The organism is Proteus sp. TSJ240517, from assembly GCF_047921575.1.
GTDB lineage: Bacteria > Pseudomonadota > Gammaproteobacteria > Enterobacterales > Enterobacteriaceae > Proteus.
This window is the reverse complement of sequence record NZ_JBLRMH010000003.1, coordinates 338,152-350,140: the sequence shown is the minus strand read 5'-3', so window position 1 is coordinate 350,140 and position 11,989 is coordinate 338,152. Positions and strand designations below refer to the sequence as shown.

Here is an 11,989-nt window from a genome sequence, read left to right as displayed (position 1 = left end):
TTTATTTCTTTTTACTTCTCAGCTCATCTATATAATCAGCATACCACTGCATCATCTCCCTTCTACCCTCCAAATACAGCGCATGGTTATAAGTGCCACGGATAGAGTTTTTGTCAACATGAGCAAGTTGTAACTCTATCCACGCTGTATTAAATCCTTTCTCATGCAATATTGTACTCATGGTGTGTCTAAAGCCGTGACCAGTAGCCCTTCCTCTATAACCCATTCTGCCAATCATTGTATTTATTGCCATTTCAGACAAATGTTTCTTATGATTAGTTCGACTAGGGAAGATATACTGATAATCACCAGATATTGGCTGTATTTGACGTAGTAAAGAAATTACCTGATCTGACATTGGCACAACATGCACCCTGCCCATCTTCATTATTTTTTCTGGTAGCTTCCATGTTTTGCTTTCAAAATCTATAAATGACCATTCTGATTTTCTTAACTCTCCTGGTCTTAAACCGGTAAGCATTAATATATTTAAAGCAGTTCTTACGATCTGACTTCCTTGATACTTGTCTACTGAAGATAAAAACTCAGGCAATTCATCAGCCAATAAATATGGATAATTTTCTCGTTGATGTGGAATAAACGCGCTGGCTAAATCTGGTGCAGGGTTATATTCAGCTCGTCCAGTGATGATGGCGTATTTCCAAACCTCACCACAGCGCTGACGAACTTTTTTTAATTTCTCTGTAACGCCACGCTTTTCCATTATTGAAAGCACTTCCAGCAATTCGAGAGGTTTAATCTCTGCTATTGGGCGATCTCCAATGTATGGGAAAACATCATTTTCAAATGCCTCCATCATGTCATTACGGTAACCCTCAGACCATCGGTCTTTTCTTCCCTCATACCACTCTAGAGCAATGCTTTTAAATGTATTGCTTCCATCAAACTTTGAATCCCTTTTCTTATCCTTCTTTATCTTGTTAGGATCAACGCCATCAGATAACTGCCGTTTTGCGTCATCCCTTTTCTTTCTGGCTTCCGCTAGAGTTATTGTTGGGTAGACACCGATAGCTAGAACTTTTTCTTTGCCATCTATACGGTATTTTAATCTCCAATATTTACTTCCTGATTTTGTAACTAATAGATATAAACCTCCTCCATCGAATAGTTTGTAGTCCTTTTCTTTTGGCTTACTGCTATCAACCTGCTTAACTGTTAGTTTCATATTGGGGGTATTAAATATTAAGGGGGTATAATGTCCCCCCATTTGTACCCCAAAAAAATGGAGCTTTCAAGAGACATAAAGAGACTTCAGGAGACAATGATTTAGTACGAAGGTTTGATTTTACTGGGATTAGGAGACTTCAGGAGACGCTAGGAGATGTTGAGATGGCGGAGGAGGAGAGATTCGAACTCTCGGATGGTTTCCCATCGGCGGTTTTCAAGACCGCTGCCTTCAGCCGCTCGGCCACCCCTCCGCAATGGGGAGCAATATAAACACCTAGGCTTATGTTGTAAAGCCCTTATTGTACTGTTTGCCGTAAAATTAAACGCATTACAAGTCAATGGCTTAATTTATCAACGATTTATGGGTTCTACTTGGGTATTTTCCTTATTTTTGCTAAATTAGCGGTATTATTTTTGATTGGTTGCTACGCACATGTTTGTATTTAACGGAAAAGAAATCGAGACAGATAGTCACGGTTATTTAAAAAATAGCAATGAGTGGAATGAAGATATGGTTCCAACATTAGCTGAACTAGAGGAAATTGAGCTTACAGAACAACATTGGGAGATTATCCGTTTTGTTCGCCAGTTTTATTTAGAATTTAATACCTCCCCTGCTATTCGGATGTTAGTAAAAGCGCTTGCACAAAAATATGGCGATGAAAAAGGAAATAGCCGTTATCTTTATTGTTTGTTTCCTAAAGGCCCTGCAAAACAAGCGACAAAACTTGCTGGTTTACCAAAACCCGTTAAATGTATTTAATATTATCTTTCGATAAAAGATCATTAAAATAATATTACTCATAATGGCGGATTGAAAAGTCTGCCATTGGTTCATATTCACAAGATGTCGCTGACCAAAATGTAATTTTGGCACTTCTTGGGCCACCAGCTTCTAACCAATCTTCAAATTCTTTTAATACATTTTCTTCCGCAAAAGCCTTTACTCCCACGCTACCATCATCACGATTCCAAACATACCCTGTTATTGGCTGTTTTTTCATCCACTGATAAGTAAAAAAACGAAAACCAACACCTTGAACACGCCCTTGAATAATATATTCTCTACCGATTTTCATATACCCTTCTAGTAACCCTCTTCAAATAAAAATTCTGTCTAGGTTATTGTCTTTTCTTTATACAATAGATAATCTGATTTTGTGAGGTTTTTTATTCATAATGAAAGCAAAGGATTATATTTTTTCAAACCCTTGAAATTTCACTTTGTGACCTCATATATGTAACCAATAAGCAAGGCTATATGGAGGTGATACTATGATGACCGCCAGCAAATTTGGGATAGGACAGCAGGTTAGACATAAATTACTCGGCTACTTAGGCGTTGTTGTCGATGTGGATGCTGAATATTCCCTTGATCAACCTAATGAGGATGATATTGCATCTAATGTGACCTTGCGAGCAGCACCTTGGTACCATGTTGTGATGGAAGATGATGAAGGACAACCTGTTCATACTTATCTTGCTGAAGCGCAGATAACCTATGAAGTTTCAGATGAACACTTAGATAATGACTCATTAGATGAGTTATCACAGTCAATTCGTAGCCAATTACAGGCACCACGATTAAGAAATTAACCCAATTAATCTACATAACCAGTAATCTGAATGAAATGATAATCGCCGAATTTGTTTTCGGCGATTTTATTTTAGCGTATTACCAAGGAAGACCATGTGCTTCAATTTCTTTTTTAGGACAACGATCCATTACCACACGTAACCCTGCATCTTCGGCTAAATTTTTAGCATCTTCATTAATAACACCAATCTGTAACCATAATACTTTGGCATTAATTTCAATGGCTTCTTGCGCAATTTCTAATGCTACGTCAGATTGACGAAAAACATCAACCATATCAACAGCAACAGGAATATCTTTTAATGAGGCATAGCATGGTTGCCCCAATAAGGTCTGCCCTGACATACCTGGATTGACAGGAATAACATCATAGCCTTGTTCTAATAGGAATTTCATGACTTTATAGCTTGGGCGATCTTCTTTATTACTCGCACCAACAAGCGCAATGGTTTTAACGCTTCTTAAAATGTCATAAATGTCTGAATCCACCATTTATCTACTCCGTTCATCATGAAGATTGAAAATATTATGATACATCATAGTATCTTGATCTGTTCATAGCTTCTAAGATAAAAAAAAGGTATTTTGAAAACTGGAATAATTACTATATTTATTTTTAAAGGTATCAAATGGAACAAATTGACCGCACGCTCTTAAAAGAAAAAAATATCGCGCTTGTTGCCCATGATCACTGTAAAAGCTCATTACTGGAATGGGTTGAAAATAATCGTGAACAACTGTCTCTACACAAGTTATTTGCAACAGGAACTACCGGTAATTTAATTAATCACCACACTGGCCTTACTGTTACTCAAATGCTAAGTGGTCCTATGGGTGGCGACCAACAAATAGGTGCAATGATCGCTGAAAAGAAAATTGATATTATGATTTTCTTTTGGGATCCATTAAATGCTGTTCCGCACGATCCCGATGTTAAAGCTCTTCTACGCTTAGCTACAGTTTGGAACATCCCAGTTGCAACAAATCGTGCAACTGCGAATTTTTTAATTTCATCACCTCTCTTTTCACAAGAATCTACAATTAAAATTCCAGATTATGAGGGTTATTTAAAAGAGAGATTAAAATAATCCTAAGGTTTTCGCTGTATAGGCACACCTTGAGATTTTAGTTCTGAAACAAAACAAGATGGCTGTTGTTTATTAAATAATAGCCATACTTGTTTTTTTGCTCTTGTTAAAGCGACATACATTAAGCGTCGCTCCTCTGCATTAGGATAATCTTCAACACTAGGCAGTAATGCCAATTCAATAATCGATTCTCTTGCTGGTGCTGGAAAAGCATCTTTGCCTTCTTGTAAACCTAAAATAATAACGTAATCCGCTTGTTGCCCTTTTGAAGCATGAAAAGTCATAAACTGTAGATCTAATTTAGGCCAACGTGTTTTCGCTTTTTTTAATAATTCTGGTTTTAAATAGTGATAACGAGCGAGTAAAAGGATAGTTTCATTTTCTTCTACATAACCACTCATTTTATTTAATAGATTTTCAAGTTGATCATCAGATAACAGTACAACTGACTTTTTATTACCTTTCACTAAACTATTTAAAGGCTTAGATAATTGAGCTGGATTTTGTTGAATAAACGTATTGGCAACATTTCCTATCGTGTCATTAAAACGATAAGTCGTATCTAATGCACATTCAGCACCTTCACCAAAAGAGTGATGGAAAGAAGTCGTTAATAATAATTCTGCGCCACTAAAACGATAAATGGCTTGCCAATCGTCTCCTACTGCAAATAGAGATGTTTGTTTATTTTGCTGTTTTAATGCAGTTAATAATGAAGCTCTTAATGGAGAAATATCTTGGAATTCATCAACGAGAATATGTTTCCAAGGACTAATAAAACGCCCTTTTTCAATAAGATTGATAGCTTGATGTAATAAGCCCGAAAAATCGATCGCATCTTCCTCTTTTAATGCAGTTTTCCAAGCTTTTAATAATGGAGATAATAATTTTAAATACTTTTTAAAGGCTTCTGTATATTCGGGTTGTACACTTTCAATCAGAGATTTTTGGCTACCGCCTTGCATCCTTAATAAACCAATCCAACGCTCTAATCTTACGGCAACTTGGTTTTCTAATTTTTTATCATGCCAAAACTCACCATCAGGAATATCCCACTCTAACTCCTGAGATAACCACTCTCGCCACCCTTTTGCTTGTGCTTTTTTCTGTTGGCATTGCTCTCGCCACTCACCTAATAATAGCGCTCTTCTTTTTTCACTATTTATTTCAAGCTCACTAATTTTGGGTTGTTTTTTAGTCGCTTGTTGAATAACGGATAATGCCAGTGCATGGAACGTTTTTGCCATAATATCGGCATTTAAACGACTAGAAAGCCTTTCATTCATTTCTTGTGCGGCTTTACGACCGAAAGCAAGTAATAAGATTTGATCTGGTTGTGCTAATTGACGACGTAATAACCAGCCTACTCTTGCGACTAATACTGATGTTTTACCACTGCCCGCACCAGCAAGAACAAGAGTATTTTCTTCACCATTAATCACAGCACGACACTGCGATTCATTTAATGGCGATGATTCAATCGTATTAAAAAATTCCACATACTCATTTAATATTTGAGTTACCCATGCAGAATTTTCTTTATTAATAAGTGCGTCACCTTGCTTTAACCATTCTAAACATTGCTGATAAAGAGTATGGCAATTATCAAATTGAGTAAGGCGTTCAAGAGGAAGGGGAATAGCAGAAAAGCTTTCTTTGATAGATTGTTGGATCTCAACAAGCTTAGACTTTTTTATCCATCTATTTGATTGAGTGACTTCATTAATATTATGGAGTTGCTTTTCAAGCACCTGAGCACTTATTTCGCTCATTTCTTTACTCCAATTTTGCCATGATTGATAAAGATAACGATAAAACTGCTGAGTTTCACCCCAGTCTGTTCCATGCAATCGAACAACTTTATCTTCAGGCAATAAAAATTCTAATTCCCCCCACACAATTCCTTTTTTACAGAGAATATTAATCAATTCGTTAAAAGGAATTAAATACTGATGTTTTTCACCACTGACTTCAATACCAGCATTTAACAATTTGACTCTATTATAAGGATGCTGTGCTAAACGTTGTCCCATCGGGGTGGATTTCAGTTCCATACGTAATTCCTGCAATAAATAACAAATAGTCTGTTGTTAAGCTCTTTTTAATCGGTGATAAACCCTATATTCTAAGAGGTAATTATCTTCATCTTGTTTATTTAAGGGCTTTTTGTGTTCACTTTGCTAAATGGCGCCCGCCGATTTATCTATAATAGCCACTTTTTATATTATATTCGCATAATAATCGCGCTTACAGGAACGACTTTGTTTCCTTGGATTTTAGGGCAAGAGCCTAAATACACAATTCCGCTAACTTTAGGAGTGGTTGCGGCAGCATTAACTGACTTAGATGATAGGCTTGTTGGCCGTTTAAAAAACCTTGTTATCACTTTATGCTGTTTTCTTCTTGCTTCAGCATCAATAGGATTACTTTACCCATATCCTATTTTATTCTTTTGTGGTTTAGCCATTTCTACTTGGGGATTTATTTTATTAGGCGCTTTAGGCCAACGGTACGCAACCATTGCGTTTGGTGCTTTATTAATCGCAATTTATACTATGCTCGGTATGCCTATTTTCCCTGAATGGTATGAACAACCCGTTTTACTACTGTTAGGCGCTATTTGGTATAACTCATTAACATTAGTTGGTCACTTATTATTCCCAATTCGCCCAGTTCAGGACAATTTAACTCGTTGCTACCAACAACTTGCCACTTACCTCGAAGCTAAAGCGACATTATTTGATCCTGATATCGAAGATGACTATCAACATTCGCTTTATAATTTAGCAATGGCAAATAGCCAATTAATTGACACGATGAACCAAACTAAAGTTACATTATTAAGTCGATTAAAAGGTGATAGAGGCCAACGTAGTAGCCGTTTCACTCTTCATTACTATTTTGTTGCTCAAGATATTCATGAGCGAGCAAGTTCGTCGCATGTTCAATACCAACTATTAAGTAATGAATTGCGACATAGCGATGTGTTATTTCGTTTTCAACGTTTGCTTTCTATGCAGGCACGAGCTTGTGAACAAGTTGCACAATCTATTCTTTGGCATAAAAAATATCAGCATAACCCTTCATTAGAACGTGCTATAAATTATTTAGAGAATGCATTAAATCATTTAAAAAATACGACTTCAGAGCCACAATTAATAACGCCTTTAAATAATTTACTGCAAAATCTTCAAGGTATTGATGCGCTTTTACGAAGTATTAGTACAGAGCAATACCAAATATCCCACGACCAAAAGGAAGAAACGCAACTTTCTGATGATGGTTTAACTGGATGGCGCGATATTGCACTAAGAATAAAAGAACACCTTACACCTAAATCGGCGCTTTTTAGACATGCCGTTAGGATGTCACTCGTTTTATGTATTGGCTATGCCATTATTCAATTCTTCCAATTAGACAGAGGTTATTGGATATTACTCACCAGTCTGTTTGTTTGCCAACCTAACTACAATGCCACTCGCCGACGTCTTACCTTACGAGTAAGTGGTACTATTATTGGTATTTTAATTGGCTTCCCTATTTTATATTTTGTTCCTTCAATTGAAGGGCAACTTGTTTTAATTGTGATAACGGGTACGCTCTTTTTCGCATTTAGAACCATACAATATGCACATGCCACACTATTTATTACTTTATTGGTTTTATTAAGCTTCAATTTGCTTGGTGAAGGTTATGATGTTGCCCTTCCTCGTATTATCGATACCTTAATTGGCTGTGCCATAGCATGGTTTGCTGTTAGCTTTATTTGGCCTGATTGGAAATTCCGTCAACTGCCTGTTGTTATTCAAAAAACAATGACGAATAACTGCTATTATCTTGATGCCATCCTTATTCAATATTACCAAGGAAAAAATAATAGCTTGAGTTATCGAATTGCTCGTCGAAATGCTCATAGCAGTGATGGTGAATTAGCATCATTGATCTCAAACATGTCATCAGAGCCAAAAAGTTATCAAGCATCCCAAGAAGTGGCTTTCCAGTTGCTTTGCTTAAATCACACTTTACTCAGTTATATTTCTGCACTTGGCGTTCATCGTTCAAAAATAGAAGATGAGAATGTACTTACATTGCTTAATGATACGGTTTGTTATATCGATTCTGCTTTACGTCGCAAAACGCCACAAGACGAAGGATTTAAGCAATCTCATGTAGAATTAATTGAAAGGATCAACCTATTACCTAATGCAGATAATCCTCGCATTCAATTAGTACTCACTCAAATCCGATTACTATTGGATTTGCTGCCACAAATTATTAGTTGTATCCAAATTATTGAGCAAAGCGAATCAAACAGCCTACCTAAACCCCAAGTTTAGTCCCATATTGACGTTATTTTCTCTAATTGCCATAAGTACATTAGAGAAAATAACGGTCATTACTTTTATCTTATTGAAAAGATAATTCGTTGTACCAATCTAATAACTCCATTTTAAGTTGACTAGGTAATACAGAACGATGGCACCCAACGATAGCTCCTGCCAATGAAAGTAAAAGTTCACTATTTCTCAAATTGTGGCTATGCATTAATTTTAGATAACACGCTTTAGCACCGATTAAACGCAGTTCTTCAACTTGATTAATGCCAATTTGATTCAACCTTTTTTCTAATATCACACCTAAATTAGGTAAGTCTTTTATTCTGCAAGGCTTTTTTCGTTGTCCTAAATATTCTTGAATGCTGTAGTGATATGACATATCAATATATTGATCTAATTTTTGCTGATTTTTCCATAGTGAATCCGTTATATGGTAATAACGCAATATGATAGGAATTCCTTTTTTCAAATAGGTATAGGAACTCATTTTTGTTGCCTTATAAAGAGTTTCTAAAAAACCACTTCCTTTTAAATAAAACTCATTATCTGACGTGATAGCAAACATAACATCATCAATCATTAAGCTAACACCACCAAATTGAGACTTTGTTGTTAACTCTCCATATTGCGCAATACGCGATAATAAATGAGCCTTCCTTTGCTCAGGTAAAAATAACATTGAAACTCCAACACATACTTTAAGATTAAATTTTATCTTTGAATTCAAAAACATGCATAAACATAACAAGAAGGACAATAAAGAATTTCCTTTATATTGCCAATAGTTGACGACTTAAAAATAGAGATTTACATAAAATTTGAGAGGAACTTTCAAAAAAATGAGCTTGATTTAAGCGAAATATAGAGATACTGTATATTCATACAGTACATATGGAACGAGGTAAATATGAAACTCTCAACATCATCTCCGACAAGACAGAACGCCATTCTCCAAGAGATCTCAAATGAGGTATTACCTCTATCTATCCCTTCAACAGTGGCGACTTACGATAGTAATAATAAACAAGGTATGGTGAGTGAACTTCTCTACCAAAACCCGCTCGTCATTAATCACATCCTTTTGCCATTACTGAAACAGTATAGTCATGAATCGCGTTGGTTATTGTGGCTAAATCCACAACAAAAACTAAATCGTACTTGGTTAAAAAACGCAGGATTACCACTTAACAAAATAATCCAGTTAAATCATATAAATATGATAACTACTGTTGATTTAATGGAAAAAGCACTGATGAGTGGTAATTACAGTGTAGTACTCGGTTGGTTACCAGAAATATCGTCAGAAGAGATGAAACGATTAGAATCTGCTGCAAGTAAAGGAAAAACCCTTGGGTTTATTATGCGACAGCAAGTTAATTCAAATATCCATTTAGAAAGTACTAATACATCTAAACGACATTTGAATTCCGTAAAAATTCATTCAATTCACTACCATTAGTGAAATTTAAGAGTTTTCCTAATACTCAAAACACCCTTGTGTCATTTAAGATAAGTCAAAAGTATTTATAACCTAAATCATATAGTTACAAGAAATTTAACAAAAATACAGAATCTTTCCCATTGTGGAATAAGACGGATCTTTTTAAAATTTTAAGTCGAATTTTAAAGGATTACTTGTAACTTTTTAAGTTCATTGTAGACTTTATGTCGTTAAGGTTATGCTTTAAATCCCATTTTTCGGGATCATCATTTGATGAAAGCATTGGATTCCTAACAATAATTTAACCAAGGGCAAATAATAAGGCTTAAAGCCAAATGCCTAACTTGGATGATAACGAGGCGTAAAAATGAAAAAGACAGCTATCGCATTAGCAGTGGCAGTGGCAGCTTTCGCAACTGCAGCGCAAGCAGCTCCAAAAGACAATACCTGGTATACTGGTGGTAAATTAGGTTGGTCTCAATACCAAGGTACTAGCAACCATTTCGATGGTACTTCTATCGGTAATGGTAACACTCACCGTGATCAATTAGGTGCAGGTGCATTTGCTGGTTATCAATACAACCAATACTTAGGTTTTGAACTGGGTTACGATTGGTTAGGTCGTATGACTTATAAAGGTTCATATGACAACGGTGCATTCCGTGCTCAAGGTATCCAATTAACCACTAAATTAAGTTATCCAGTAATGGAAGACTTAGACGTTTATACTCGTTTAGGTGGTATGGTATGGCGTGCAGATTCTTCTGCAACTAAAAATGCTACTTCAGCATCTCCAGTTCAAGAACGTTTCTCTAATAACGATACTGGCGTTTCTCCAGTATTCGCATTAGGTACTGAATACGCGATCACTCCAAACATCGCTACCCGTGTTGAATATCAATGGATCAACAACATCGGTGATAAAGGTACTCTGAATGCACGTCCAGACAACGGCATGCTGAGTGTTGGTGTTGCTTACCGCTTCAACCAAGAAACTCCAGCTCCAGTTGTAGCTCCAGCACCAGTTGTAGCTCCAGCTCCAGTTGTTGAGAACAAAACCTTTACTCTGCGTTCAGACGTTCTGTTCAACTTCAACAAATCTACTCTGAAAGCTGAAGGTCAAGAAGCTCTGAATGGTCTGTACGCTGAACTGGCTAACATCGACCCAACTCAAGGTCGTGTAGTAGTTATCGGTTACACTGACCGTATCGGTTCACAAAACTACAACCTGCCTCTGTCAGAAAAACGTGCTCAATCTGTAGTTGATTACCTGGTTTCTAAAGGTATCCCTGCAAACAGCATCTCTGCAGAAGGTCGTGGTAAAGAAAACCCAGTTACTGGCAACACATGTGACAACGTTAAAGCTCGTTCAGCTCTGATCGATTGCTTAGCGCCAGACCGTCGTGTTGAGATCGAAATCCAAGGTACAACTGAAGTTGTTGTTCCTGCTGGTAAATAATTCAGATAGTAGAATAATCTACTGTTGATGAATTCAAAACCCTGCCATTGGCAGGGTTTTTCTTTTATGGAGATAAAATTAGATCAAAATATAAAGACAAGAACGTTTTCAGGCCAGTATGAAATATCACAATAAAAACAAATAAATTGTCGAAGCCAGTAAGCTAAGAATAATGTAACTTATTTTTCTTTATCGCGTTCTAATAACTCAATGAGTCCATCTTTTAAACTATGCACTTTTAATGCATATTGTTCTTTTCGTTCAGCGTCTTCAATTAATTGCACGATCGTTTCTGATAATGTGATCCCTCTTCGTTGTGACAATGCAGATAAGCGTTGCCAAACTTTAAACGTTAAATCGATTGATTTCTTGCGCGTATGCTGATGCTCAGCATTAAAATAACGTTTTCTGCGAGCTCTAATCGTTTGCTTCATCCTATTAGATAAATCAGGATTCATATGCAAATCTATCCACTCTAAAACTTTTAATGGTTGTGATTCAAGAAGCAACAATTGCTCGACAACTTCATCAGCGGCACTTTTTTCTATATAACGGGTAATTAATTCACCTTCACGGTGTTTTTTTACTAGATAGGCCCACTTCCAGCCACATTCTAGGTTCTCTAATTGTTGATATTTCATACAAATCCCCGTGACAACGTAACTATATAGTAGCATATCAACAATTTTACAAAAATACTGCCACTGAACCGAAATTTTTTGACTATTTTATAGGCAAAGTTATTTTAGATAATCTTTCTTATCAATTAATAACAAGCCTTGATAAGGGATAGTTTTCTGAGCACGTTATGATAGAATCGAGCGTCGCTATCATAAAACCTTAATGACCAATTATTAACCCGTCATTATAAGGTCGTAG

The 11,989-nt window shown here is 36.3% G+C and carries 12 protein-coding genes and 1 tRNA gene; 6 read left to right on the top strand and 7 right to left on the bottom strand.

Features of this window, described 5'->3' with window-relative positions:
* Position 1: 1 nt before the first annotated feature.
* Both ACNARN_RS07830 and ACNARN_RS07825 read right to left on the bottom strand, forming a co-directional pair.
* Complete coding sequence (locus tag ACNARN_RS07830) at positions 2–1,186, bottom strand: tyrosine-type recombinase/integrase (RefSeq protein ID WP_109849951.1); 1,185 nt, start codon at positions 1,184–1,186, stop codon at positions 2–4.
* A gap of 165 nt (positions 1,187–1,351) precedes the next feature.
* Positions 1,352–1,439 (bottom strand) — tRNA-Ser (locus ACNARN_RS07825).
* 182 nt (positions 1,440–1,621) lie between these two features.
* On the opposite strand from ACNARN_RS07825, the gene tusE reads away from it, so the two are divergent.
* Positions 1,622–1,951 carry a sulfurtransferase TusE gene (gene tusE / locus ACNARN_RS07820; RefSeq protein WP_416304311.1) on the top strand — a complete coding sequence of 110 codons (330 nt, stop codon included), beginning with the start codon at positions 1,622–1,624 and terminating at the stop codon, positions 1,949–1,951.
* A gap of 34 nt (positions 1,952–1,985) precedes the next feature.
* On the opposite strand, the gene ACNARN_RS07815 is transcribed toward tusE, so the two are convergent.
* Positions 1,986–2,267 (bottom strand): acylphosphatase, encoded by a 282-nt coding sequence (locus ACNARN_RS07815; protein ID WP_198620525.1) that lies wholly within the window; start codon positions 2,265–2,267, stop codon positions 1,986–1,988.
* Positions 2,268–2,463: 196 nt separating this feature from the next.
* Between ACNARN_RS07815 and hspQ the strand changes: the two genes are divergently transcribed.
* A complete protein-coding gene (hspQ, locus tag ACNARN_RS07810; protein ID WP_006537351.1) occupies positions 2,464–2,784 on the top strand; it encodes a heat shock protein HspQ in 321 nt (106 codons plus the stop codon).
* Between the two features lie 79 nt (positions 2,785–2,863).
* Here the strand turns inward: hspQ and ACNARN_RS07805 are convergent, their stop codons facing one another.
* Positions 2,864–3,277, bottom strand: a complete 414-nt coding sequence (locus ACNARN_RS07805) for a CoA-binding protein (RefSeq protein ID WP_109373556.1) — start codon at positions 3,275–3,277, stop codon at positions 2,864–2,866.
* Between the two features lie 137 nt (positions 3,278–3,414).
* On the opposite strand from ACNARN_RS07805, the gene ACNARN_RS07800 reads away from it, so the two are divergent.
* Positions 3,415–3,873, top strand: a complete 459-nt coding sequence (locus tag ACNARN_RS07800; protein ID WP_075673145.1) for a methylglyoxal synthase — start codon at positions 3,415–3,417, stop codon at positions 3,871–3,873.
* A 2-nt stretch (positions 3,874–3,875) separates the two neighbouring features.
* Here the strand turns inward: ACNARN_RS07800 and helD are convergent, their stop codons facing one another.
* A complete protein-coding gene (helD, locus tag ACNARN_RS07795; RefSeq protein ID WP_416304310.1) occupies positions 3,876–5,927 on the bottom strand; it encodes a DNA helicase IV in 2,052 nt (683 codons plus the stop codon).
* Between the two features lie 114 nt (positions 5,928–6,041).
* On the opposite strand from helD, the gene yccS reads away from it, so the two are divergent.
* On the top strand, positions 6,042–8,210 hold the full coding sequence (yccS, locus tag ACNARN_RS07790; protein WP_198620523.1) for a YccS family putative transporter: 2,169 nt from the start codon (positions 6,042–6,044) through the stop codon (positions 8,208–8,210).
* Between the two features lie 70 nt (positions 8,211–8,280).
* Here the strand turns inward: yccS and ACNARN_RS07785 are convergent, their stop codons facing one another.
* The gene (locus ACNARN_RS07785) at positions 8,281–8,889 is read right to left on the bottom strand and encodes a TfoX/Sxy family DNA transformation protein (protein ID WP_109373553.1); all 609 of its coding nucleotides are present in this window, start codon (positions 8,887–8,889) and stop codon (positions 8,281–8,283) included.
* 228 nt (positions 8,890–9,117) lie between these two features.
* Here ACNARN_RS07785 and sulA point away from each other — a divergent pair, with 228 nt between their 5' ends.
* Positions 9,118–9,669, top strand: coding sequence for an SOS-induced cell division inhibitor SulA (gene sulA, locus ACNARN_RS07780; RefSeq protein WP_109373552.1), 552 nt, complete (start codon positions 9,118–9,120; stop codon positions 9,667–9,669).
* Positions 9,670–10,018: 349 nt separating this feature from the next.
* Positions 10,019–11,110 carry a porin OmpA gene (gene ompA, locus ACNARN_RS07775; RefSeq protein ID WP_198620521.1) on the top strand — a complete coding sequence of 364 codons (1,092 nt, stop codon included), beginning with the start codon at positions 10,019–10,021 and terminating at the stop codon, positions 11,108–11,110.
* A 179-nt stretch (positions 11,111–11,289) separates the two neighbouring features.
* On the opposite strand, the gene matP is transcribed toward ompA, so the two are convergent.
* The gene (gene matP, locus ACNARN_RS07770; protein ID WP_088493264.1) at positions 11,290–11,751 is read right to left on the bottom strand and encodes a macrodomain Ter protein MatP; all 462 of its coding nucleotides are present in this window, start codon (positions 11,749–11,751) and stop codon (positions 11,290–11,292) included.
* Positions 11,752–11,989: the final 238 nt, after the last annotated feature.

Excerpts from the sequence above, each read along its gene's own strand:
- ACNARN_RS07805 (WP_109373556.1), bottom strand. The coding sequence starts at position 3,277 with ATGGTGGATTCAGACATTTATGACATTTTAAGAAGCGTTAAAACCATT.
- ACNARN_RS07785 (WP_109373553.1), bottom strand. The coding sequence starts at position 8,889 with ATGTTATTTTTACCTGAGCAAAGGAAGGCTCATTTATTATCGCGTATT.
- hspQ (WP_006537351.1), top strand. The coding sequence starts at position 2,464 with ATGATGACCGCCAGCAAATTTGGGATAGGACAGCAGGTTAGACATAAA.
- ACNARN_RS07830 (WP_109849951.1), bottom strand. The coding sequence starts at position 1,186 with ATGAAACTAACAGTTAAGCAGGTTGATAGCAGTAAGCCAAAAGAAAAG.
- ACNARN_RS07800 (WP_075673145.1), top strand. The coding sequence starts at position 3,415 with ATGGAACAAATTGACCGCACGCTCTTAAAAGAAAAAAATATCGCGCTT.
- matP (WP_088493264.1), bottom strand. The coding sequence starts at position 11,751 with ATGAAATATCAACAATTAGAGAACCTAGAATGTGGCTGGAAGTGGGCC.
- sulA (WP_109373552.1), top strand. The coding sequence starts at position 9,118 with ATGAAACTCTCAACATCATCTCCGACAAGACAGAACGCCATTCTCCAA.
- ompA (WP_198620521.1), top strand. The coding sequence starts at position 10,019 with ATGAAAAAGACAGCTATCGCATTAGCAGTGGCAGTGGCAGCTTTCGCA.
- tusE (WP_416304311.1), top strand. The coding sequence starts at position 1,622 with ATGTTTGTATTTAACGGAAAAGAAATCGAGACAGATAGTCACGGTTAT.
- helD (WP_416304310.1), bottom strand. The coding sequence starts at position 5,927 with ATGGAACTGAAATCCACCCCGATGGGACAACGTTTAGCACAGCATCCT.
- ACNARN_RS07815 (WP_198620525.1), bottom strand. The coding sequence starts at position 2,267 with ATGAAAATCGGTAGAGAATATATTATTCAAGGGCGTGTTCAAGGTGTT.